The organism is Rhizobium aureum, assembly GCF_030182495.1.
GTDB classification, from domain to species: Bacteria; Pseudomonadota; Alphaproteobacteria; order Rhizobiales; family Rhizobiaceae; genus Rhizobium; species Rhizobium tropici_C.
Genome location: NZ_JAQJCI010000001.1, coordinates 864,700 through 890,284, shown reverse-complemented (window position 1 = coordinate 890,284; position 25,585 = coordinate 864,700). Strand labels below are relative to the sequence as shown.

13 protein-coding genes are annotated in these 25,585 nt (G+C 59.5%); 7 read left to right on the top strand and 6 right to left on the bottom strand.

Annotated elements, in window-relative coordinates; all coding sequences use genetic code 11:
• The first annotated feature begins 31 nt into the window (after positions 1-31).
• The 3 genes from PH552_RS04130 to PH552_RS04120 all read left to right on the top strand — a co-directional run bounded on the left by PH552_RS04130 (position 32) and on the right by PH552_RS04120 (position 3,549).
• The gene (locus PH552_RS04130) at positions 32-724 is read left to right on the top strand and encodes a sugar transferase (RefSeq protein ID WP_113248942.1); all 693 of its coding nucleotides are present in this window, start codon (positions 32-34) and stop codon (positions 722-724) included.
• A 433-nt stretch (positions 725-1,157) separates the two neighbouring features.
• Positions 1,158-2,675: an oligosaccharide flippase family protein gene (locus PH552_RS04125; RefSeq protein WP_113248941.1), complete on the top strand. Its 1,518-nt coding sequence runs from the start codon at positions 1,158-1,160 to the stop codon at positions 2,673-2,675.
• A 37-nt stretch (positions 2,676-2,712) separates the two neighbouring features.
• Entirely contained in the window at positions 2,713-3,549 is an 837-nt protein-coding gene (locus PH552_RS04120) for a methyltransferase, TIGR04325 family (protein ID WP_183761997.1), read from the top strand.
• On the opposite strand, the gene PH552_RS04115 is transcribed toward PH552_RS04120, so the two are convergent.
• Positions 3,531-5,258 (bottom strand): GMC oxidoreductase, encoded by a 1,728-nt coding sequence (locus tag PH552_RS04115; protein WP_285165527.1) that lies wholly within the window; start codon positions 5,256-5,258, stop codon positions 3,531-3,533. The genes PH552_RS04120 and PH552_RS04115 overlap by 19 nt on opposite strands.
• Positions 5,259-5,471: 213 nt before the next feature.
• Here PH552_RS04115 and PH552_RS04110 point away from each other — a divergent pair, with 213 nt between their 5' ends.
• Together PH552_RS04110 and PH552_RS04105 are read left to right on the top strand one after the other, a co-directional pair.
• On the top strand, positions 5,472-6,656 hold the full coding sequence (locus PH552_RS04110) for a DegT/DnrJ/EryC1/StrS family aminotransferase (RefSeq protein ID WP_112345671.1): 1,185 nt from the start codon (positions 5,472-5,474) through the stop codon (positions 6,654-6,656).
• Between the two features lies 1 nt (position 6,657).
• Positions 6,658-7,395 (top strand): 4'-phosphopantetheinyl transferase family protein, encoded by a 738-nt coding sequence (locus tag PH552_RS04105; protein WP_113248938.1) that lies wholly within the window; start codon positions 6,658-6,660, stop codon positions 7,393-7,395.
• On the opposite strand, the gene PH552_RS04100 is transcribed toward PH552_RS04105, so the two are convergent.
• From PH552_RS04100 to PH552_RS04080, 5 genes are all read right to left on the bottom strand, one after another.
• Entirely contained in the window at positions 7,365-8,966 is a 1,602-nt protein-coding gene (locus PH552_RS04100) for a glucosamine inositolphosphorylceramide transferase family protein (protein WP_285165526.1), read from the bottom strand. The genes PH552_RS04105 and PH552_RS04100 overlap by 31 nt on opposite strands.
• Before the next feature lie 47 nt (positions 8,967-9,013).
• A complete protein-coding gene (locus tag PH552_RS04095) occupies positions 9,014-11,497 on the bottom strand; it encodes a condensation domain-containing protein (protein ID WP_113248936.1) in 2,484 nt (827 codons plus the stop codon).
• Complete coding sequence (locus PH552_RS04090; protein WP_113248935.1) at positions 11,494-19,572, bottom strand: non-ribosomal peptide synthetase/type I polyketide synthase; 8,079 nt, start codon at positions 19,570-19,572, stop codon at positions 11,494-11,496. Before PH552_RS04090 ends, PH552_RS04095 begins: the two co-directional genes overlap by 4 nt.
• On the bottom strand, positions 19,569-21,482 hold the full coding sequence (locus PH552_RS04085) for a non-ribosomal peptide synthetase (protein WP_113248934.1): 1,914 nt from the start codon (positions 21,480-21,482) through the stop codon (positions 19,569-19,571). Before PH552_RS04085 ends, PH552_RS04090 begins: the two co-directional genes overlap by 4 nt.
• Positions 21,483-21,789: 307 nt before the next feature.
• Positions 21,790-22,482 (bottom strand): glycoside hydrolase family 16 protein, encoded by a 693-nt coding sequence (locus tag PH552_RS04080; RefSeq protein ID WP_246698510.1) that lies wholly within the window; start codon positions 22,480-22,482, stop codon positions 21,790-21,792.
• Between the two features lie 309 nt (positions 22,483-22,791).
• On the opposite strand from PH552_RS04080, the gene PH552_RS04075 reads away from it, so the two are divergent.
• Together PH552_RS04075 and PH552_RS04070 are read left to right on the top strand one after the other, a co-directional pair.
• Positions 22,792-24,216, top strand: coding sequence for a hypothetical protein (locus PH552_RS04075; RefSeq protein WP_245430535.1), 1,425 nt, complete (start codon positions 22,792-22,794; stop codon positions 24,214-24,216).
• Positions 24,213-25,433 carry a polysaccharide pyruvyl transferase family protein gene (locus PH552_RS04070; RefSeq protein ID WP_113248933.1) on the top strand — a complete coding sequence of 407 codons (1,221 nt, stop codon included), beginning with the start codon at positions 24,213-24,215 and terminating at the stop codon, positions 25,431-25,433. Before PH552_RS04075 ends, PH552_RS04070 begins: the two co-directional genes overlap by 4 nt.
• Positions 25,434-25,585: the final 152 nt, after the last annotated feature.

Below are 25,585 nucleotides of genomic sequence, written 5' to 3'. Positions count from 1 at the left end.
AGAAGCATACGACTGGTTAGGGGTCCGAGCCATGTTATCGACTATTGACGGCGTTGCCCACGGCGAGAGAACCCGCCGCGACATGAAGCGGGCGGAACGGCTGGGCCGCTCCAAACGCATTGTCGACATTCTTCTTTCCGGAGCGGCATTGCTGTTTCTGGCGCCGGCGCTGCTCCTGATTGCGATCATACTGCTCCTGGTCGATGGCCGACCGATCATCTATCGCCACACACGCATCGGCCGCGACGGCCAGCCGTTCGAATGCCTGAAATTCCGCACGATGCGCAAGGATGCCGACCGGCAGCTGGCGGAGTTGCTAGCCCGCGACGAGAAGCGGAGGCTGGAATGGCTGTCGACGCAGAAGCTGACGAGCGATCCGCGCGTTCATTGGTTCGGAAAATATCTGCGCATGAGCAGTGCCGACGAATTGCCTCAGTTGCTGAATGTCCAGCGCGGCGACATGAGCATGGTCGGACCTCGCCCCGTCGTCGCCTCGGAGCTCGAGCGCTACGGATCCGATCTCTATTGCTATCTGGGCTTGCGACCCGGCATCACCGGCCTTTGGCAGGTCAGCCGCCGCGCCGACACCACCTATGAAGAGCGCGTTCAATTCGATGTGGATTATTTCCACAGCCGTTCAATGCGTACCGACTTCGCGATTCTCGTCAAAACCGCCGGTGTCGTCCTGCTCGCGCGCAATGAAAAAGAACGTCTCACCAAATGAAGAACGCGGCGACAGCAACCCATACGATGACACAGAAGAGTACCAGTATCCACCGAAGGAGGTACTTCTGTCTCGATCTGCCCGGCTGTCCTGCGGCGACGGGATCATGGTTATCGTCTTTCATAAGGGGCTCTGCGTGGTGTTTCATAATGTTTGCCGGCAAGCTCCTCTTTTATTGCCGAGAATTTCGATCCGACTCTGGGGGTCAGGGTAGAAGTCTTCGTGAAATAAGATCGTATAATTCCGGCTTTCCCTGCTCGCAGGCAGCGCTTCATGGCACGGAATCATGTCCTGAATGGGAACACTACACATTTTATCTGGTGCAAAACTGGATGAGACTATGCAACTTCTTGCTTTATTTCGCGAAAAATTCTTCATCAACTGGCCTGAAAACGAGTTTCGCCCCCTGTCCAGCCGCTGAAATGGTGCGCTGATGGACAATTTCCCGTTTCGCCGCAAGAGCGTTGGCTGGCCTGGCCTGCGGCATTGGCTCCGCTCTCGCCTGCCGTCGGTGGTCGGCGACGGAGCATCGACCCTCGTTTCGAAAATCGTCGCGCAGGTCGTCCAGCTCCTTATATTCCTCGTTGCCGCTCGCGTGCTGGAATCGGCGGAATTCGGCCTCTATGCCTTCAGCTCCGCCATCATGATCATGCTGGTCGTAATTGCGGAGGGTGGATGGGGCGAGTTCGTCATGAAGGCCGAATGCAGCGCGCGGGAGCTCGACCAGGTCGGCACGATTTCGATCATTGTCGGCATGCTCGTGACGATCGTCGGCCTCGCGGCTGCGGCCACTGCATGGCTTGTCTTTCGCCGGCCGCACGAAGCGGCGCTTCTGGTCCTCTTCAGCTGCTGGTTCTTGCCGTCATCGCTTTATGCCGTCTATGACGGGCTGCTGATTGCCCGAGGTCTCCTGCGCCGGCAGGCGGTCATCCGGATGGCGAGCGAGATAGCCGGACTTTGCTGCACCATGCTGGGACTGTGGTTGGGGTGGAGCATATTTTCACTCGTGGCCGGCCGGCTCATATCGCAGCTGGTCTGCCTTGGCGCTTCCGCGGTCGTGCTCGGCTGGTTCCCCAGAATATATCTGACCTTGCCCCTTGCCCGCGAGATCCTCGAATTCTCGCGCCATATCCTGTCGAACCGGCTGATCGTCTTTCTGCGCTCCTATTCCGGAACATTGGCGATCGGCAGCTTTCTCGGGCTTGCGGAGGCGGGCTATTATCGTGTGGCGGAGCGCATCGTCGCGGCATTTTCCGAGCTCATCGGCGAGCCGGCGCGGATGCTTGCCTGGACGCTGTTTCGCCGATCGGCGATGGTGATGAGTTCGGACGGAAGGCCTGTTCGAGACGCCGGCGCAGCTGCAACGGTTTTCATGATGGTTCTCATGGCAATTTCCACGCCGATCTATCTCGGCCTCTCGCTGATTTCGTCCAATCTGATCGAGGTCGTGCTCGGTGACAAATGGGCACCGGCCGCCGTTCTGGTGGCTATCCTCTCCATGAAGCAGGTCCTGCTGACGCCGGGCTATGTGACCGAGGCCCTCCTGTCCTTGTCAGGCAATATCAGGCGCATGCCCCCGACCTTGCTGCTCAATGCATTGGTCTCCGTCTCGCTCATTCTGCTTCTGGCGCCCTTCGGCGTCACGGCGGCGGCATGGGGCCAATGCGCGGCATCATTGATCTCCTTTTTGACCTCGATGCATCTGCAGAAGAATTATGGGGGCCTCGGCTGGGGAAAGGTCTTGCGCAAGAGTGGCTATGTCGTGGTCGCGATCGCCCTGATGGCGGCAGTGGTCTATGGGCTCGGCTATTTTGCCGAGACGCGCAGCATGCGGCGCATCCTGATCGTGCTGCTGCAGGTGGCGGCAGGCAGCGCGATCTACGCCTGCACGCTACTCGCTTTGGAAAAGATGTTCGGAGGCGCGGCCTCCATTCTACCGGTCAAGCGATAATGGCGGCGACCGGCTCGCACGGACAAGGAGGGAAATGATGGCAACGTCGTTGTGGTCGAGTTCATCGTGGTCGAACCATGCGCGCACGGTCTTCAGGGGAGTGAAGCAAACCGCCGCCCACGGACTTTCGCCCCTCAGGCTCGCAAGAGGACGGCTGAACTACCTTTCCCCTTTTCCGCGACGATTTACCGGCGCCTATGGTTCTTACGAGGCGGCCATGGCAGCCGCCCGCAGGCGGGAGTTGGCCGGCTACGATCACAAGGAGATCGCAACCGTTGCCTTTGCCAAAATGTGTCAAGTAACGCCGTGGGATTATCCGGTGCTGTTCTGGATTCGCAGCCTGTTGCCAGAAATCGACGGCCTCATCGATGCGGGTGGGCATATGGGAACGAAATATCGCGCCTTTCGCCCGTTGCTGCCGCTGGAAGGCTCGTTTCGCTGGATTGTCTATGATTTGCCCGCCATCGTTCATGCCGGACAGGATCTCGCTCAAAAGGAGGGCCTGACCGGTCTCGGTTTTGTCGAGCGGATCGAGGATGCGGGCGAGATGCCGTTGTTCCTCGGATCAGGGCTCATGCAATATCTCGATATGCCGCTCTCCGGCCTCCTGATGAAAATGTCCTCTCGGCCACGTCACCTGATCCTCAATAAAGTCGCGCTTCGCAAAGAAAGCACTGTCGTTACGCTTGAACGAATCGGCGGGTCGTACGTCCCCTACCACATGCGCAACGAGGCTGAATTCATCGCTGATATCACAAGGCTCGGATACAGGCAGGTCGATCGCTGGTCCATTCCCTCCCTGTCGCACGCAATCGACACGCATCCCGAACTCGGACGCAGCGAAAGCGCCGGCTTTTATTTCCGGCTTGGGTAGCCTTGAAGGAGGGAGAGATCCAGTTCGCTGACGCGCGGCTTGCGCGCTTGCGCGGCCGCGTGCCTCTGCTTGAGGTGGTCGGCGAGCCGGATCGCCAAGGCAAGCAGCATCAACGTCGGATTGGCGTGGCCCGGCGTCGGAAACACGGAACTGCCGGCAATGAAAAGGCCGTCGATGCCATGGACCATGGCATTGGTGTCGACGACGCTTGTTCGCGGGTCGGTTCCCATGCGGGTCGTGCAGGACGGATGAGCCATGTCCATGAATTGCGCACCGGCTCCGTCTGCAAGGATCCAATCCGGCAGTCGTGGTTTTGGCAGGCCGACACGGGTGAATTCATTCGAGATTGTCAGTGCAAGCCGCTTGACGCTGTCTATCTCGCGCGTACCGATCCTCCAGTCGATGCGTGACAGGGGCTGGCCGAACGGATCGCACCGGTCCGCAAGCGTGATGCGGCTCTCGGAATCGAGCTGCTGTTCCACCATGACATCGAACCGCAATTCGGTCGAACGATGCGGAAGTCCTCGCTTACGGACAAGGCGATTATACAGTCCTGAGATGATCATGTCGGTCGATTTCGCGACCGCCAGCAGATCGCGCTTGACTGTCTTGCCCGCTCCCTTCGTCAAACGCTTCAGCGCCGCCCAGGGATCGTCGTCGGCGTGGACTTGAACGGGATAGGCCGCGCAATTGGTGAGGCCTTCGCGCGCCTGCATTTCCGGGCTCAGGGACAGGCCCCTGAGATAGAAATGCGTCCGCCCGCCATGGCCAAGGCCGTAGAAATTGAAATGCCGCGCAATGGCGTCAATATCACGCCCTGTGAAGCGGCAGAGCGACGTACGGGGATGATCGCAGAGATAGCGCCCCACGACGCCGTGCGCGTTGCCTATGCCCGCAGACTGGGCGGAATTCGATGCAAGCAGGAGCCGGGCATTCTCGACGCCGCCGCCGCAAAGAATGACCGTATCCGCACGCACGCTTGCGCTCCGGCCGGTCGCGCTTTTGAGATCCAGTGAGGTCACTCGCCGGCCGGGACTGTCGAGATTGATCTGGACCACCGTGGCATGCATTAGAAAATCTATATTCGTTGCCCTGATGTCGAGGGCAAGACGATTGAAACGCGTCGGCTCGGCGCGCGGATGGCGCATATGACTGAACTGCCAGAAGAAGGGCCGCAGCAGTTGTGTGTCCAGACCGAGATTATCGGGACGCGAATGCAGCAGGCCAAGCAGGCTTTCATCATAAAGATTAGGCCCGAGATTGAGCAGCTCCCCGGCGCGCTCGAGAGCCGGCAGCAGTTCGCGACGATCGATCGGCCAGCCGGATAGCGGCAGCCAGGGCCGGCTGGCGAAGTCGATGTCATCGAAGGCGGCACATTTTCCGATCCAAGTATGGCTGCTACCGCCAAGCATGCGATTTCGCAGCTCGAATGCCGGAATATCGTTCAGCCATGCCAGACTGCCATTATAGCCTCGCCCCTCCGACGTACCCCCCGCCGAAGTGGAAGGCTGCCCAATATTTTCGACGGCGTTCAACGCCTGGACCTCGGCCTCGTAATCGTGGCCACCGCTTTCGATGACGAGGACGCGAATCTGCGTATCGGCAAGCTCGCGCGCGATCGCAATGCCTGCCGGACCACCGCCGATAATGGCAATATCTGCATATATTTCAATGCCATGTGGCATAGAGCTCAAGTCGCGGCTCATCATGGTCGTTTTCCATCCGCTTTTCCCGTTTTTACCAGTATCGCGAGCGCTCGGATAATTGTTCGATTGGCATAGGCGCGGATGACATCTACCGATTTCGGATAGGTGTTTTGATCGGTTGCGATGTTCTTTTTCAGTCGGAAAGCCATGCTGAAAATGGGTCGATCACACGCTAGGCTCTCCTGCAAATGCCGTGTTTCCTGGGGAGCGAAAACTATGGCCAAGGTTGGGTTACGGGAATGGTTGGCGCTCGCGCCGGTGTTTGCTTCTGGAAAACTGGCACGATACAGCGACGAGACCGGCGGTCCGCTGGGGCGTTTCGAGGCCGATTTCTGCACCAAGTTCGGCGTGCGGCATGCGCTGACGACAAGCAGCGGAACCGGGGCCTTGATTTCGGCCCTGGTGGCCGCTGGCGTCGGGCCTGGCGATGAGGTGCTTGTGCCGGCCTATACCTGGATCGCAACCGCTGCTGCGCCTCTGGCAGCCGGTGCTGTGCCCGTTCTGGTCGATGTCGACCATACGCTCACCATGGATCCGCAGGATATCCAGCGTAAGATCACCCCGCGGACCAGGGCAATCATTCCTGTCCATATGTCGAACATGGTCTGCGACATGGACAGCATCATGCGCATAGCCCGCGAGAATAATCTCGTCGTGATCGAAGATGCCTGCCAGGCTGTGGGGTTGCGTTACAAGACCAAGCGGGTCGGCACGATCGGCGATTTCGGAGCATTCAGCTTCAATCAATTCAAGAACATCAATTGCGGCGAGGGCGGCGCGGTCGTCACCAATGATGCGCGGCTGTTTGCACGCGCCCGCATGTATCACGACATCGGCTCCATGTTTCGCGGTCATCTCGACAATGCCAACGAGCCGCCCATGCTGGGCGTGAATTTCAAGGCAAGCCAGATCCAGGGGGCGATGCTGAACGTGCAGCTGAAGAAGCTTGATCCGATGATTGCCCGCATGCGCGAGCGTTATGACGTGATGAGCGAAATCTTTGCCAAGAACACGCGGCTGATGGTGGGTCCGCATAACGATGTCGGCAATGCGGCGGGGCTTCACGTCATCTTCGAGACCTCGGAAGAAGCAAAAAGATTCGCCGAGGAAAACAAGCGCGGCGTCTATCGGCTCTTCGATTCCAGCCGCCATGTCTACACCAACTGGCAACCGATCCTGCAGCAGCGCACCGGCCATCCGGCGATGAATCCGTTCCACTGGACAGATCGAAAAATCGAGTACACGCCGGACCTCTGCGCGCAGACGCTGGATATTCTGAAGCGCAGCTGCCGCATCAGTCTCGGAGAGAACTATCCCGTGGCGCTGGTTGCCCATATGGCGCGGCGCATGTCGCGACAGGCCAAATCCATACCTTCCAACCTCTTCTATGCAACAACCTAGCATGGAGAGTATCGGCCCTGACATTATCGATGTCTGGAGTTGGAGCCTGGACGCGCCGCTGATCGAGTTCGACGCGTCCACCACATTGCTGTCCCTTGACGAACGCGCTCGGGCGGACCGCTTCATTCACGACCGTCACAGGCTTCGCTTCGTCGCGGCAAGAAGCGGGATGCGGCTGATACTGGGTCGCTATCTCGGCCTTCCGCCGCAAGCGATCCGCTTCACCTATGGCGATCACGGAAAGCCTTCCGTATCGGCTTGCGGCACTCTCCCGATTCACTTCAATCTCAGCCATAGCGCCGATCTGGCCGTTCTTGCCGTCTCCGATCGTTACGAGCTTGGCATCGACATCGAGGAAATCCGGTTCTTGAAGGAAGATGTCGCAAAACGTTTCTTCTCACGCAAGGAATACGAGACGCTCCGGTCTTTGCCGGCGGAGTGCTATCTGGATGGTTTCTATCGCTGCTGGACGCGCAAGGAGGCCTTTATCAAGGCGCATGGTGCCGGGCTGTCTCTGCCGCTGGATAGCTTCGACGTTACCGTCGACGGGTCGGCGGAACCGCGATTGGAACGACTGGAAGGGGAGCCGGACGCGCCGGCAAACTGGATCGTTTTGGAGCTTGCGACACCGATCAACTTTGCTGGTGCGATTGTCGCCTCGACTGGAGGACGCCGGCTTCGCCTGCGCTATCGCAGCGAGGCTGCAGGTCAGATGGTCAATCTCGCATCAAGAATGTAGCGGCCGCCCGTCGCATCGAAATGGTGGCAACCGTGCAGTCCAGCCTTGAAGCCGGGCGTTATGGTACGGATGCGGCGCTCGCGATAGTCGTCGAGCGTCAACGTTTCGATCTCCATGATGTTGAGCCCGTAACCATAGATGCCGTGCGCATTGTTCTGCGAGGGCCGCAGGAGCCTGCCGTCATGTTCGAAGATGCGGCCGGCGCCGCGCGCTTCCGTGCTGCCGATGACGACAGGATTCCGCTTGTGCGGCTTGATGCCGGTGAGCGCCGGCCCATCGACCTCGAACAGATAGAGCTCGCTGCAATGATCTTCGTAGGCATGAAAGTCCGACAAGTTGGTGAACAGCCACCATTTGGCGCCATGACGGATAAGGATGCTGTCCGCAGGCGATTGGCCTTCGAAGGCGGTGGCATGCAGTTCCCATTTCAACGGAAACTCGGAGCACCGCCAGATCTCCAGGCGCCGCGCCTGATGCGTTTCCGGTATCATGAAGATCTGATCGCCGTCGCGGAATATGAACGGATAGGAAAGATGATAGGGGCGCTCCAGCGCCACCCCGACCTGCGTGAGCGCATCGCCGTCAAAGCGGCCGACGGCGATATGCGCCTTGCGATCGCCGCGGGCATAGGCCTCGTAGAACAGGTAGCATTTGCCTTCGTGCTCGAAGAGAAACGGATCGGCCTTGATGCTGTTGTCGGAAGGAGGGATCTCGACCGCCTCGCTCGGATCGAAATCATCGATCTGACCGTACCCCGTATAGAGGGTCCATATGGCGGAATCGGAATGGAGTCTCGCCTTGATCGATCTGAATGCCTTGGCGGAGACCGAACCTGCGACGATGCAGCCGTAGCGAACGAGGTCCCCGTATGATGGCGCATGCGCCTCGGTGGCCTCGACAAAAGCGGGCGGATTGAACTGTCTGGTGTCGGCAAGCCGCGCCAACTCGCGCAATAGAAGTGTCACGCTTCGCTCCCGCACGAAGGCGCTCAATCTCGCCGCGCTGGGCTTGATGTTGAATGCCGCCCTTGCAATCTCCCGCTTATCGGCCTTGCCGTCGCATCTTGCATAGAGAGCGATTTCCGCGGTCGGAGCACGTGCCAGAACCTCCGCATATCCGAACCAATCCGCTTCGGCGGATTGCTGGTCGGAGAAATTGAAAGCCCATTCTCCGAAAGGCAGGGCGGCAATTGCCTCGTCCGCCATCCCTTTCGGGGTCGTGCGGATGACAAGGTCAAGCTTCAGACGGCGCAGCATTGCCCCGGTGATGGTCTCGGTGGCACACCTCTTGTCGCCGTCGGTGTCGTAGCAATCAATAAAATGGCGGTGGCTATGGAAATATTTCGGCGAGTAGGCCGGTTGGCGCGCAAGGGTGCCGGCCTCCAGCCTCGCGCCCCAGGATAACAGCTTCGACGTCGTGCCATCCTCGAATGGATCGGGATGGGGGAAGACCGCGGCGAGCTCCAGAGAGGGTTCCGCCAGGATTCGATCCAGGATCATCAGCTCCCAATTCTCGAGCGCACGTCCGCGCGCGACAAGGATGCCGATCCTCAATGGCTTGGTCTCGTTCATCATTGCTTCCCTTTATGGCTCGCATCCTTGCAGACCGTCAGGCGGCTCTAGCCGCCGGCGAGTTTTCCGGAGAGCGTCGACGCCAGGTCGCGGATGCCGTTGCTGGTGAGCGAATCCTCATGCCAGCCATCGATATCGACTACCGGGCAGTCGTCTCCGATCGCATCACCCCATCCGAACCGCAATTTGCGTGCCCGAGGATTGGTCGCGCTGCTTCGCAGCAGCACGACACTGGGATCCTTCGTCTGCGGCGGCTTGTAGCGGCGCGCTGCCGCCACCAGCAACCTGGTGACGGTCTCGTTCGCTTCCTCTTCGGGCGAATATTGGCCGGCCTTGACGCCGAATAGCCTCAGGAGCGACAGTGAGATTTCGAACTCCTTGAGATAGTCGATCGGCCGGATACGGCCGGAGAGCAGTTTTCGGGTGAAATAGGCGAGCCGCTTGCGCCGCCGTTCACGGTTCCAGCGTGCCTGCTCCCGTTTCGGCAGGGATATGAAAAAGCCCGGAGCCCATGCATCGATGATTGCCGTGGTGCCGACATCGACACCTCTTTCCCGCAACTGCCGTCCGACCTCCAGCGCCAGGATTCCATTGACGCAGAGCCCGACGATGGCAACACGGCCCACGGCCTTGTCGATCCGCATGGCGTCTATCGCGTGGCTGGCTATATCCTCGATGTTCAGGCGATCCAGACCGTTTGCCAGATTCGCGTGGAACATATTGACATTATGCACGGAGACGCTGTCCGGCAGCTCGTTGGCGAGGCGATAATACAGGAACGGATGATTGAGCGTATAAACCGTACCGGTCCCCGTACCATGCTTGCAGGTGATCAATTCCCACGGGTTCACCGGCTTTTCCTGTGATGCCGGCGCCGTATCGACATTGAAGATCGCCGCTGCAAAGCCTGCAAACGTCGGCTGCTTGAATAGAAGTTGCAATGTCGGTGTTGCTTCGAATCTTGTGCGTATTTCCGATAGGAGCCGTAACGCGAGGAGCGAGTGGCCGCCGAGTGCGAAGAAATCATCATCCGGACGTATTTGCGGAACCTGTAGGACTTCTTTCCAAAGCTCAGCAAGCGTTTCCATTCGCGTATCCGCCGGCGATTTGCTTGTGACGGCGCCATCCACCGGCGCAGCCTCGGCGGAAGCTGCCAGGTGTCGCTCCGGCGCAGCGAGCGAAGAAAGCGGCGCCTCAGGGTGATCGAGAGCAATTTCATAAGCGTTCCTCCATAGTTGCAGGAGGCTTTCGATGGTGCTGGCTTCGAAAAGGTCGGCATTGTATTCGATCGACATGCGCCAGCCGGTTGGGCGGCCGATCATGATGAAGCTCAGATCGTAGATGACGCCGGGAGACTGCGAGGGCGAGCTGATCAGCTCGAAACCGCCATAGCGCCGATCCTCGAGAAACGCTTTCTGCAGGTTGAAGTTGACCGAGATCAGCGGATTGCGTGCCGGGTCGCGCACCGGATTGACGAGTTCCACGAGCTTGTTGAACGGCATGCGCTGATGGTTCAGTGCACCTTCGATTGTCGCACTGACGGAACGGATATGTTCGGCAAAGCTGGTATCGGAGCCGAAATCGAAGCGCAGGACCAGATTGTTGATGAAGACGCCGATCAGGTCTTCCAGATCGCTTTGCTCACGCCCGGCGATCTGCGAGCCGAACAGGACGGTCGGGGCCTGTGTCAGGCGATGGAGGGCAGCACTCAGAACCGCCGCCCCGAAGCTGTATTGCGAAACGCAATGCGCACGTGCCGCCGCATCCATGCGATCGGTGAAAGCGGGCGGCTGGGCGATGGCAAGGATATCGCCGCGATTGGTCTTGACCTGACCGCGCGGCCGGTCGGAGGCGACTTCGAAATAGGGAGCGCCCTGCATCGTATCCCGCCAGAAGGCCTTTTCCGTCTCGAAGCCATAGCTCTGCAGATATTCCTGCTGCCAGAGAGCATAATCGCCATATTGCAGCGGCAGTTCCGGCAGGACCGGCGCGCGTCCCGCATCGATCGCAGCCGCTATTTCGCCGACTTCCCGCCCGAGGACGCGGATGGACCAGCCGTCGAAGCAGCTCTGATGCGCGGTGATCAACAGAAAGCCGCGTTCGTTTTCGGCCATCAGCAGCGTGACGCGGAAGAGGCCCGGAACGCTCAGATCGAAGGGCGCTTGCGCGGTCTCCTCGCCGATCGACAGGATGCGTGCCTGGCGCTGCTCCGGCGGCATGCCGCGCAGATCGATCACCGACATCTTGAAATTGACGTCGCTGACGGCCTGCTGGAATGGCTGGCCACTTTTTTCGATGAAGCGGGTTCTCAGTATTTCATGACGCTGGATGATTTTTCGAAAGGCCGCTTCGAGGGTCGCGACTTTGAATGAACCGCGGATTTCCCACCGGACCGCGACATTGAGCGCCGGATTGCCGGGATTGAGCTGATCGAGAATCCAGCAGCGCAGCTGTGTCTGCGTACAGGGAAATTCGCCGATGATCTGCGGTTCGGCAAGGGGACCGCTTGGACTATTGTCGACTGTACTCATAGAGATGCCCCCAGTCCTCGGCGTGCGCCGTTACGAAAATCTCGCAGTGATGGAATGTGCAGCTGAACGGGATCGGCCGGAGCCTCCGTCTGGCTGTCGGCAAAGGCAGCCAATGCGGCAATCGTCGGATGACGCAAGAGATGCTTTGCTTCCAGCGGCAGGCCGTTGTCGCGCATGCGGGCGGCGATGCGGAAGATGGCAAGCGAGTCGGCGCCGAGCGCGTAGAGATTGTCATCCATGCCGATATCGCCAAGGTTCAGAACGTCCTGCCAGATCGCCAGCAGCCGCTGTTCCATCTCGGTTTTTGGCTGGACCTTGGTTGGCGCGGCTCCCCTCTGAGGCACGCCACGCTGCTGCAGGGTTTTGCGGTCAAGCTTGCCGTTGGCGGTCTGCGGCAGCTCGCTTTCCAGCACCCAGAAGCTCGGAACCATATGTCCGGGCAGATTGGCCTTGGCATGTGCCGCGATATCGGCTGTCAATGCATCGTTGCCGCCTGTTTCAGGCACGATATAGCAGACCAGCGAGCGATCGCCCTTGGCGTTCTCGGCGACGACGGTAGCACATTGGCGTACACCCTCCGCCTTGGAGATGACGGCCTCTATATCGCCGAGCTCGATGCGGAAGCCGCGCAGCTTGACCTGCTGGTCGCGCCGGCCGAGCAATTGCAGCGAACCGTCGGCCAGCCGCCGCCCGACGTCGCCGGTCCTGTAAAGCCGCATCGGCCTGCCGATGGCGAAGCAATGCGGGGCGAAGGCCTTCTCGGTGAGATCGAGGCGATCGAAATAACCTTCCGCCAGGCCGTCGCCGCCGATATGCAGCTCGCCGATGACGCCGACGGGTGCGATATTCTCGCTCTGGTCGAGAATGAAAAGCTGGGTATTGGCGATGGGATGGCCGATAGTAATCGGCTGATCGGCATCCGTGATGCGTTGCAGCGACGACCAGATCGTCGTTTCCGTCGGGCCGTACATGTTCCAGAGTTCGCCGCCGATACCAAGCAGCGAGCGCGCCAGCTCCCTGGGCAGGGGCTCGCCGCCGCAGAGCATTTTCAGTGTCCGCCGCTCCTTCAGGCCGGCTTCGACCAGCATCTGCCAAAGTGTTGGCGTGGCCTGCAGCACCGTGGCATCATGTTCGTCGATGAGCTTGACTAGCTCGAAGCCGTCCTGGACCTGGCTGCGGCTGGCGATGACGACCTTTCCGCCCGATATCAGCGGCAGGTACAGTTCCAGACCGGCTATGTCGAACGAGATGGTTGTGACTGCGACAAGCGTGTCATCCGCACCGAAGCCGGGCTCCTTCGCCATGGAGAGAAGGAAGTTCGTCAGGGATCGATGCGAAACCTCGACCCCCTTCGGCATGCCGGTCGAACCGGAGGTGAAGATGATATAGGCGGATGCGGTCGTATCAACAGGTAAGGTTTTAAGGGCAAGGCCGGTCATCGAGCCGATCGCCTTGGCATCCTGGTCGAGCCGGATAACGGGAATATCCTTGGAGGCAAGCCGTGCCATGTCGTCGCCGTCGCAAATCAAGCCGCCGATGCGGGCGATATCCAGCGTCTGCAGCAGGCGAGGTTCCGGGTGAGCGGGATCCATTGGGACATAGGTGTGTCCTGCCTTCATGACCGCAAGCAGGGCGACGATCATGTTCAGCGAACGCTCGACCAATATGGCAATCCGCTGGCCAGGATCCGGAAGCACCATCTGAAGGTAGAGAGCAAGCTGGTTCGAGCGCGTCTCCAGCTCGCCGTAGCTCAGCGTCTGACCGTCATGTTGCACGGCGACGGCGTTCGGCTGTTCGGCTGCCCGTTTGGAAAAGAGCGAGAAGACGAACTGATCGTGGTCGTAAGGTACAGCCGTACGATTGAGATCGTCGACCAGCCAGGATTTCTCCTCCGCCGACAAAAGCGACAGTTCACCGATCTTGTGATCCATGTCCTTGGCCAAGGTGGTGGCGAGCGTCGAGAAGTGACCGATCCATCGTTCCACGGTCGAACGGTCGAAGACATCGGCATTGTAATCGACATCAATGCGGATGTGGTCGGGCGCCTCGATCATGTTGAAAAATAGATCGAAATTGGAAAAAGCCTTCGCGTTCGGCTCCATGGTCGGCTTGAGATCGCCGAAGGATGATCCGCCGGCCATGCGTTCGAGATTGAACTGTATTTCGGTGAGCGGCAGGCGGCGCGGATCGCGCTTCGTATCCAGTTTGCGCACCAGCGTGCCGTAAGTGTAATCCTGGTGTTCGAAGGCCTGGAAGACCAACTGCTGCGTTGCCTTCAAATGATCCGTAAACGGCTCGGTCTGCGAGATAGCCTGGCGCAGCGGCAGCAGGTTGACGCAATGGCCAACGAGAATCTGGCCGTCGAGCAGGCTTTGACCGGCTGATGGAATGGCAATGACGATATCGTTCTGGCCCGACAGCCGCGATATCATGACCTGGAGGGTTGCGAGCAGCGTCGAGAACAGGGTGGCGCCGGATTTGGCTCCCTTCTTCTTCAGCGCCTTGTAGACATCGGCATCGATATAGCCGGTGCAGCTGCCGCCTGCGAAGCTGCGATATTCCGGACGCGGCCGATCGAGCGGCAGGTCGGGAAGGTCCGGAACCGTCTTGAACTGATCGAGCCAGAACTGTTCCGTCGCCTGGGATTTCTCCGGCCTGGGGGAAAGATCCGTCGAATAGGTGGCGAAGGAAAGGGCCGGCTGGAATTCCGGAACATTGCCCGTCCTGTAGGCCTCGTAGGCAGCGGTAAGCTCTTCGACGAAAGTGTTGATCGACCAGCCGTCGCAGATGATGTGATGGGCCGTGAAGACCAGCACGTGCCTGTCGGATGCCAGCTTGACGATGCTTGCGCGAACCAGCGGGCCGTTGATGAGATCGAAGGGCGTATGGGCGTCGTCGTCTATGAGAATGGCAAGACCCTGGTCATCGATATCCTCAAGGATCGGCACGTCGAGCTTGAAATCCGGAATGAAGCGGAAAGACTCGCCGCCGCGGTCGAAGCGAATATGAAACGCGTCATGGCGCGCAATGACCGTATCGATAGCCTTCCGGATGGCTGCCTCGTCGAGGGTTCCTTCCAGCGTCAGCGAAAAGGACTCGTTGAATGAGCAGGAGGCTTCGTCGCCCGCCTGGGCTGCGAGCCATATTTCCGTTTGCGCCTCCGTCAGCGGCGCGGATTCCGGCCTTGCCAGGGATGCCTGTATCGGCTTTGCCGATACGGACGATTCTTCCCTTGCGGTGAATATTCCGACCCGCTGCATGGCGTCGAGACTGTCGCGGAAGGCTTTCGCGATCGTGCGGAAGTCGTCTTCACTGTGGGCTGTCGTCAGGAAGCAGGGATAGCCATCCTGTATGTGGACGCCATTCAGCCGCATCTGGGCATAGAACAGCGCGCCGAGCGGATCCTGGCTGGAAAAGTCGGTGGCAAACCAGCTCTTGTAGCCATGGACCACATCGGCGATGCCGCGTCTGGCAAGATCGGCCTTGATCTCCGCGACCAATGCTTCGGTTCGTTCGGCGACACGGCTGTAGAGAGCGGAACCCTCTCCCTTGATGTGGTGCAGCACGGCGTTGGCGGCGGCAAGCGTCAGCGGGTGGCGCACGAAGGTGCCGGCAAAGAATGTCGGCGCCGTCATGGGCACGGAGCTGTCGCCGTAAGCCCAATAGCCGCCATCCAGCGCATCCATGAAACGCGGGCTGCCGACAAGCACGCCGATCGGCATTCCGCCGCCGACGACCTTGCCGTAGGTCGCCATATCGCCCTTGATGCCCCAGATCGCCTGCATGCCGCCGGGATCGACGCGAAAGCCCGTGACGACCTCATCGAAGACCAGAGCGAATTCGGACTTGGTGGCGATGTCGCGCAGTTCCAGCACGAACTCGCGCGGCTGCAATTCGGGATGACGGCTCTGGATCGGCTCGATGATGACGGCTGCTATATCGGCGGCGTTGGCGCGGATGAAGTCGAGGCTTTCCGGAGCGCCGTAGCGTAGCACGGTCATATTCGACACAGAGGCCATCGGAATGCCGGAAGCGACGGGCAGGGCGATCGGCTTGTCGGCGCGATTGCGGCCCTTGACCAGAACTTCGTCGAACTGGCCGTGATAATCATTGGCAAAGACCACGACCCGATCACGGCCGGTGACGGCGCGCGCAAGCCGCATCGCAGCCATGACCGCTTCCGAACCGGTATTGCAGAAGGTGACCCGCTCGTGGCCGGTCACGTCGGCGATCATCTTTGCGACGTCACCGGCAAGCGGCGTCTGCGGGCCGATGGCAAATCCCCGGTCGGCCTGAGCCTTGACGGCGTCGATGACGAAATCCGGCGCATGGCCGAAGGCCGTCTGCCCGAAACCGTTGACCAGATCGACATACTGATTGCCGTCGATATCCCAGATGTAAGCGCCTTTGGAATGATCGCAGACGATCGGGAACACCATCTCTTTCCAGTCTGCTCGGAAGCCCGAGGCGGAACGGGGATCGGCCAGATGCCCGCGATGACCCTGGGTAAAGCTCTTCGATTTGGCATTCTTGGTTTCATAGGCCCTGGTGAGGCTGGTGATGAAATCTTGCTTGGCCGCGGTAATCTCCGGCGCCAGGCTCTTGGCATTCGGACGATAGAGTTTGATGCGTTCGGTGCCGAAATCGCTTTCCACGGCGGCGGGGGCGAGGGGCGCACTCACTGCCGGTTGCGGCGCCGGTACAATGGGTGCCACTGGCATCACGCTCGGCGTCGAGGATGCCTGGGCGCCACCCTGCATGGCCTGCAGCATCAGCAGCTGTTGAGAGAACAGGGTTTGCGCCATCTGGATCTGGGATTGCAGCACGGTGGCGAGGTCAGATGCTGCAGCTGGCATGGCGGATGCCTGTGTAGCGACAGGCATGATTGGCGCTGACACGCTTGGTACCGATACGGCCGGCATCGGCGCGGCCGCAGCCTGGGGGGTGGATAGTACGGGTTCCGCCGCCTTGATTGCCTCGGGTGGCATTTGCTGATCGAGGTAGACGGCCAGATCGGCAACGGAAGGGATATCGCTCAGCAATTCCCGGAAGGAGATTTTGACCTTGAAGTCTTTTTCGATGCGTTGCGCAAACTGACCGACGAAGAGGGAATCGAAGCCTAATTCCAGGAATGTCGCCGCCCGTTCGTCGGGACCAAGCGTTTCACCTGACATATCGCTCAATAGCGTCAGAAGAGCCGTTTCCAATTGCGGCAGGCGGCTGGAGATGGAAATTGATGCTGCAACATTCATCGCTCGTTTCTCCTCGGTGAGGTTGACGTCAGAGACAAGGGGTTCGCTTTCAGGAGAGCTCTCCGGATTGGCATGGGCGCTCCGGCTCGATGCGCGACGCGCGGATCGGGGCGCATCGAGCCAATGACGCTGGCGTTGGAACGGATAGGTGGGCAGGGACAGTCGCTGCCGTGCAGCCGGCGGGAGAGCCGGCCAGTTGAGCCGGCAGCCCGCCATCCATAGCTTGCCGTGCGCTTCAGCGAGCGTTTCGGCAGCAGCGGAGGCCCGGTCATGCTCCGGCAGGGATTGCACGACGGCGGCAAGACCGTCACGGGTGATCGTCTGCGCGGCAAACACCGAAAGCGTCCGCCCCGGCCCGACTTCGAGAAGAAGCGGTTTGCGGTCGCGGCACAGCGTGACCAGGCCATCGGCAAAGTGGACGGCATCGCGGCAATGCATCGCCCAATAGTTGGGAGACGTCATCAGCTCGGCGGTTTGCCAGTCGCCCGTCACGCACGAGATGAAGGGGAGCGTCGCGGTGCCGTAGGTCACCTTCTCCGTCTCCTGGCGCAGGGCAAGAGCCGCATCCTTCATCATGACCGAATGAAAGGCGTGCGATGTGTGCAGGCGACTGAAGGCTATCTCGGCGGCTTCAAGCGCCGTGCACACCCTGTCGATGTCGGCGAACGGGCCGGAGATGACGCAGAGCTTCGGAGCATTGATCGCGGCAATTTCGACATCGCCTTGCAGATAGGAAGCCGTCGTCGTGGCGTCGGCGCGAACGGAGACCATCGCGCCCTGCGGCTGGTGCTGCATCAGCCGCCCGCGATTGGCCACGAGGCGCAGTCCGTCTTCGAAGGAAATGACGTTGGCGAGTGTAGCGGCAACAAACTCGCCAACGCTATGACCGATCATGGCATACGGCTTGACACCGCGGCTGAGCCACAATCGGGCAAGCGCATATTCGACAAGATAGAGACAGGGTTGAGCGATGCGGGTTTCACGCTGTTCGTCGGCGATCGCCTGCGTCACGGAGCCGGTGTGGCAGATATAGTCGCGCAGGTCGAGCCCGAGCGTCATTTTCAGAAGCTCGGAGCCGCGATCGATCCAGCGGGCGAATTCCGGCTCGGAGCTGTAGAGGCCGGCACCCATGCCGACATATTGCGCACCCTGACCGGGAAACATGAAGGCGACCGGCGGCTGATCTACCGCAACAAGGGGTTGATAGCTGTCCGTCGTCAGCTTGATGATTGCTTCCTCGGCACTTCCGGCGGCAACCGCCAGCCGATGGCCGAACTCGCGCCGACCCGTTTGCAGCGTGCTGGCGAGCTGCGCGATCGAAAGCTTCGGATTCTCAGCGAGATGATTGCTCAAATTGGTACGCATCTGCGCAAGAGCCGGTTTATTGCGCGCCGAAAGGGGGAGGATATAATGCCCCTCTACCTCTTTGGGCGTAGTCGATGGATGAGGAGCCTCCTCCAAAACGACATGGACATTCGTACCGCCCACGCCGAAGGCGCTCACCCCGGCCCTGCGCGGCGCCTGCCCCTGCGGCCAGTCGGTCACTGCGGTCGGAATGTAGAAGGGACTTCCATCGAGATCGATGCGGGGATTGGGCCGACGATAATTCGGCATCGGCGGGATTTTTGCGCTGTGAAGCGCCAGCGCCGTCTTGATGAGCCCGGTTACGCCGGCTGCGGCATCCGTGTGGCCGATGGTGCCCTTGACCGATCCAAGTGCGCAGCCGGCAGTTCCCCGCGCGCCATCCGCGAAGGCTCTCGTCAATCCATTGAACTCGATGGGATCGCCAAGCGGCGTTGCGGTGCCATGGCATTCGATATAGCCGATCGTCGAGGGATCGACGCCCGCATTGGCGATCGCGGTGGCGATCGCTTCGGCTTGCCCGTCCACGCTCGGCGCGGTGAAACCGATCTTGTCGCTGCCGTCATTGTTGATGCCGTAGCCGCGAATGAGCGCATAGATGTGATCGCCATCCTGCACCGCATCCTCGTAACGCTTCAGGAGAACGACACCGGCTCCGCTGGCAAAGACCGTTCCGGCGGCGTCGGCGTCGAAAGGCCGGCAAGTGCCGTCCGGCGAGGCCATGCCGCCTTCCTGATAGATGTAGCCTCTTTTCTGCGGAATGGTCACCGAAATCCCGCCCGCAAGAGCCATGTCACAGCCATAGGTGAGCAGATTCTGACACGCCTGTGAAACGGCGAGAAGCGAGGTCGAGCATGCGGACTGCAGCGTGAAGGCGGGGCCGCGCAGATTGAACTTGTAGGCGACGCGGGTTGCGAGCGTATCGTTGAGCGCGCCGACGAGCTCGTGGAACGAGCCGATCTGGTAGTTCGACGTGAACTCTTCCGCCTTGGCGCGATCGTGCAGAACATTGTTGATCAGATAGGTCGGCATCGAGGAGCCGGCGAAGACGCCGATCGGGCCGGCATAGCGCTGCGGATCGTAGCCCCCGTCCTCCAGCGCCTCCCAGCATATTTCCAGGAAGATGCGATGCTGCGGATCGGTGACGGCAGCCTCGCGTGGAAACATGCCGAAGAATTCGGCGTCGAACATATCGGCATTCTCGAGATGAGGCCTTGCTGCGACATAATTCGGCTGCGCCCGCTCCTCGTCGGTGAATGCGTCTTCGATTTCATCCGGCGAGAAGCGGGAAAAGACGTTCTTCCCTTCGAGCACGAGCTTCCAGAGTTCATCGACGGAAGGGGCGCCGGGGAAACGGCCGGACATGCCGATAATGGCGATGTGCCCGGAAATTTGCCCGTTCAGATCTTCATTCTCCTCGAAATCACGCTGTTCGCCCTTCTCTTGGTGATTTCGTTTCATAAGGAGCTCCTGCGCATGTGAGAGATTGCCTTCTTCTGCAGGGCCGCGCGCTGAGCGGCCGCGGCGATCCGCGTCGGCCCGGCCGTCCTGCCGTCCAGGTAAAGGGCCAGTTCTCGGATGGTCGGATGGCGCAGCAGCGCAACCACGTCGATCGGACGACCGAGCGCTTCTTCAAGACCGGCATGAATTTCCATCAGTTGTAGGGAGGTGCCGCCAAGGTCGAAGAAGTTTCGGTCGACATCGACGCCGGCAAGGCTCAATGCATCTTGCCACAGCGTCGTCAGCAGCTCTTCCGTCCGGCTCCTGGTATCCATGGGCTTCGTCTGCATTTCGACGGGCGGCGGCAAGAGTTTGGAGCGGTCGACCTTGCCGGCTGCCGTGAGCGGCAGCGTATCGACGATGACGGCGGCGCTTGGGATCATATAGGCCGGAAGTGCCATGCGCAGCGTCGCCATGACGCCCTGCACGAGGTCGGCGCCTGCGCCTACATGGCTTTCCTTAGGGCATAGATAGGCAACGATGCGTTTCAGGTTTTCGCCCTGGACATGGCAAAGGACAATGCCATCGGCAAGACGCGGATCGCGCCTGAGCGCGGTTTCGATCTCATCGAGCTCTATCCGCTTGCCGTTGATCTTGACCTGCCGGTCGCGCCGTCCCTTGAAGGTAACGGTGCCATCCGGCTTCATGGAGGCCATGTCGCCGGTCAGATAGAAGCGCGCCGCGCCGTCCTTCGTGGCAATGGTCACGAATTTCTGCTCTGTCAGCTCCGGGCGCTTGAAATAGGCGATGGCCAGGCCATCGCCCGATATTGCCAGCTGGCCTTCGATCCCCGGCGGGACGATGCGCAACTCCTCGTCCAATATGGCGACGCCAGTATGCGCGATTGCCTTGCCGATCGGCAGCTCTCCGCCTGAAAAACTGGGCAGGACGGGGAACGCGGTGGCAAAGACCGTCGTCTCGGTTGGGCCGTAGATATTGGTGAGCTTGCAGCCGGGATGGTGCTCGAGAAAGCGCCGGGCATGAACGACCGATCCGACTTCGCCGCCGAAAAGAACATGGCGAAGCTTCGGCAGGGGTGTGCGGACATGATCGGCAAAGAGATTGAACAGCCCCGTCGTGAGGAAGGAGATGCTGACGTCCGTCGCCCGCATGAAGTCGGACAGGCGCGAAATGGAAAAATCGCCATCGGGCATGATTGCCATCGTGCAGCCATTGAGAAGCGCGCCCCAGATTTCGAAAGTCGACGCATCGAAGGAAATGGTGGCCGCATGAAGAATGACGTCGTCGCGGCGAAAATCGGCATAGTTCTGGTCGAGAGCCACCCGCGCGATGCTGCGATGGCAGATCATCGTTCCCTTGGGGCGCCCGGTCGAGCCCGACGTGTACATGATGTAGGCAAGATCGGCGCCGGTGATCGCCGTTGCTGGCGGAGCAACCCGCGGTTGGCTTGCCATCTCGGCGATAATGGCATTTGCCTCGATGACCTTTGCATTCATGCTCGGCACATTGCAAAGCTTATCGCCAAAGGCCGAATCGACGAAGATGACCTTCGGCAGGCATTCGCCGATGACGAAATCGAGATGGTCGACCGGAAGGGCGGGATCAAGCGGCAGATAGGCGCCGCCAGCCTTGAGGATCGCTATCTTGCAAATGATGGCATTGGCGCTGCGTGGCAGGAAAAGACCGATAATATCGGCCCTGTGCACGCCGATCCTGACCAGATGCAACGCGAGCGCGTCGGATACGCGATCGAGATCACGGTAGCTGAGCCTGGTGTCGCCGAACACAAGTGCAGTTGCCTCCGGCGTCGCCCGAGCCTGCATGCGCAGCATTTCGTGAAGGCAAAGGTTGCGATCGTAGTGCAGGCCTGCTGCGCTACCTGCTTCTGCTTGGGCCTCGCGGTCAATCATCGTCACCCTCCAGATCATCCTGCGACTGACGACGGCACGATATGCGATGCCTGATCGTCCACCGCAGAATTTCACGCTGGGGCAAAAGCACCAGTTGATCATTGGTATGATCGCGCTCACCACCGAAAGTCGTAAGTCCCGGGGGTGCGTAGCCAATTCGTCGGAAACATCCGATAAGGCGGCAACAACTCGACCGAAAGCATTACGCACGGCGCCAGCGCGGGCACCTCTCGCCAAGCACCATGCACAGGATGGTCTCGATCACGCCGATCGAGATGGTAATGAGTTGGGTTTGGTGATGAGGCAGCTACCTGAACTGGTAGGCTCTGACATAATCGATAAACATGAAGGATGGATCGGCTGCGGCCATCTTCGTTATGCCTTCAACGATGCCGAGATCGACAAGCATGTACATCGGCTGGCGATGTTCCGGTAAAGCCTTGGTTTTCCAAACGAGCTTTCCATCGAAATACATTCGTATGAAGTCGGAATCGATCTTCACGCCATAGGTGTGCAGATCGCCGGGACTTGCGGAACCGAATGCATCGATACGAGCATAGTCGGAATCGTGGCGTCCATCCCGGTGCCAGACATGTACCGTCGAAGAATAAGCTCCCGGCTTATCGCCATAATACTCGATGACGTCTATCTCGGCTGTCGATTTCGAGCGATCCTTGCCGATCAGCCAGAAGGCCGGCCAAACACCAGGGCCATCGGGAAGACGCGCCCGCATTTCGAAATAGCCATATTGCTGAGAGAAGCCATCGCCATTTCGATCGACGGAAGCAATCAGGCCTGAACGCCACGAACCTTTATCATCACGTGCGGCGGTAATGCGCAGCATGCCTTCCTGTATTGCAAAGGGAAAGTCGTTACCCGGATTGGAGAATCGAGCACCTCCGAAATCACCATTCCATGGAGTATGGGCAATCCATCGGGTGCCGGGGCCCCAGGCAGAGATACTGAGATCATCGAAAGGATCTTCGAAGGTCAGCGTCATGCCGCTGATATCAAGCGCATCTCCCGTATCGCCGGCGCGTGCAAGATCGACGTCTACGAACGCAATGAGTGCAGCCGCAACGGATGCGTGAAGGAATCCGCGACGGTTGTAGATGCATCGAGAGCGACATGCTTTTGAGAAGCGATCCATGTGCATAAGCATGAACGGCACAACGTGCAGGGTATAGAACGTATTTCGGCCAGCATGTCCACCAAAAGACTTAGGTTCGGCGGAAATACAGCTTCATATCCGCATGCTACCTTTTGGCTATAAAGAGGAAAAACATTAGACAACATTAGGTTGCCGTCTATGAACGTCATGGGACTTCTAACATTAGTTGTCGGTATTGTGACACTGATCGTACCTGTTCGATTGTCATTCATCATCATGATCCTGTCGACGGTTTTTGGCGCTGCCGCGGCCTTCAGCGTGCCTGGTCTTGGCGGAGCATCCGTGCTGGTGCCAAGCTTCTTTCTGCTATTCTTCGCGGTTCGATTGTTCACAGCTTATGGGGAGTCACCTTTCCTCGCCGCCCTTGCCCCCTGGCGTCCAGGCTTCTTCCTTCTGCTCCTGACGGCATTTGGCATCTTCACCGCGATCTTCTTCCCGCGACTGTTCCAGGGGCTGGTGCAGACAATGACGGTGGAGCGCTCGGTCGGCGCGCGCAGCCTTATCGCGCTGGTGCCGCTGCGTTTTTCGTCAAACAATATTACCCAATCGGTCTATGCCGCCGGCGGGCTCGTCTGTTTCATTGCCACCTTTGCCTTCTTTCGTGGCAATGGCATTCCGAAAATTTTCATCAACGGTATTTTGATTGTGGCAGGCGTCAACCTCGGTTTCGCGCTTGCCGATATCATCACGTATTTCACGCACACGGATTTCCTGCTCGGCTTCGTGCGAACGGCCAATTACGCGCTTTTGACCAACGCCGAGAAAGGTGGGCTAAAACGTATTTCCGGGACCTTTCCCGAAGCCTCGGCATTTGCCGATTTCACGCTCGTCCTCTTTGCGGTCGTCACAAGCCTGTGGCTCGGCGGTATCCGTTCCGGTGTAACCGGTATTGTCGCAGGGTTGCTTCTGGTGGCCCTGATCCTGTCGACATCGGCGACCGCCCTGGTCGGGCTCGCCATCATCCTGCCGATCCTCAGCCTGCAGTCATTCCTGGCCTCCCGTCGCGACCCGGGCGCCGGCCGGCCTGTGCTGATCGTATCCATTCTCGCCAGCATGCCGCTCGTCATCTTCTTCGTTCTGATCGTCATGCCGGATCTTGCGAACAATCTGCAGGATTTTCTCGATGAAATGCTGTTTTCGAAGGCCGGCAGCCAGTCAGGGCGCGAGCGCTTCATGTGGAATAGCATGGCCTATGAGGCGTTCGTGGATACGATCGGGTTTGGTGCGGGTCTCGGAAGTGCCCGCGCATCGAGCTTCGGCCTCGTCCTGTTGTCCAATATCGGCATCTTTGGCACAGTACTCTTTGCGCTTTTTGTCGGCCGAGTGCTGATCGCCGATACGCGACCGGGGTATGCGTCATCACGCGAGGCCGTCGCGGTCGTGCGCGCGGCCAAGGCCGGCTTCATCACCGTCCTTGTTTCCGCTGTTATCTCAGGCACGGTCTACGATCTCGGATTAATGTTTTACATTCTCGCGGGCACCGTTTCAGCGTTCGCCGCCGGCGTGCGCGAGGTCAAGGCTGAATATAGCCCACACCTGAGCACTGCTGGAGATTTGAGATGAAGATCGTCGTCTTCAACGTCAAATACAGCGAGAATCTCGGTGATGGGCTGCTGGCGGAATGCGTCGAAGCCGCCTTGATGAAAAGCGGAGACGGGATCGAGGTGGAGACTATCGATCTCGCTGGGCGCCGGGCCTATGCCGCAACCAATGGCGGCCGCAGGCGCTTGGCGCTCGGGTTGCTTCGCAGGCTGCCTTTTTTTGCCCGGCGGCGGCTTGTCCGCCTGGTGCTGGAGCTCAGGCTGAACAGGCTCCGCGGCCTATGGGACGAAAAGATCGCCCATGCGGATGCCGTCATTATCGGCGGCGGCAATTTGTTTCAGGACGATGACCTCAATTTTCCGTTGAAAATCGGCGAGGTGCTCGATTGCGTCTCTCGTTACGATCGCCCTCTGGCGGTTTATGCCGTCGGGGTCAGCAAGCAGTGGTCGGAGCCTGCCTATGACCTCTTTGCGCGCTTGAGGCGGACGAGGCTTGTTCATCTCTCAGTGCGGGATGGCTTTGCCCAGGACAATTGGCAGGAACACTTTCCCGAAGGTCCGAGTGCGAAAATCGTACGGGATCCGGGATTATTGGTCCAAGCAATGGCGACCGTGGAAAAACCCGCTTCATCCACCAAGCGCCAGCTGACCGTTGGTCTGTGTGTGACCGATCCCGTCATCCTGCATAGGCACAGCGGGGATCATGCCTCCTCCCTCCCATTCTGCAGCATCGGTGCCTATAGGGATCTGATCGGAGTACTCCTGGAAGACGGCCAGCGTGTCGTCCTGTTCTGCAATGGCGCGAGGGAAGACCAGTTGTTTGCGGAGCGCATCCGAAATTCGGTCAGAAAACTTCGGGTCGTTGAAGCCGGCGCGCTCGATATTGCCAGTCGCCCGCGGGTTCCGGCTGATCTCATACAGACGATCCAGTCGATGGATGTGATCCTGGCCCATAGGCTGCATGCCTGTATCGCGGCCTATGCGCTCAAGGTGCCGCATGTCGGCCTGGGGTGGGACAGTAAGGTCGAAGGTTTCTTCAATTCTGTCGGGCGCGAGACCTTTTTCATAAAAGATTCACGCTCGCCGGCCATTCACGTCGCCCTGCTGCTGAAAGCGGCTGAAAAGGAAGGAATAGAGGCGCTCCGGCACCGTGTCACAATTGCGGAAGCTCAAGCGGGAATCTCGAATATGCGCCGTCATCTGGTGGGAAGCGACGAATGCGCCATATCGGGAATATAGCTGGCGAGTTCGGAAAATACTGCGCGATTGGAATATATGTAACGCGCAGGTGAGTTCAGTACTATTACTGATACATTAAAGTTGCATTAGTCTGCAGGCGTCGACGGCTTACGTTGGCAGAATGACAAATATTGATTTGCATTAAAGACATC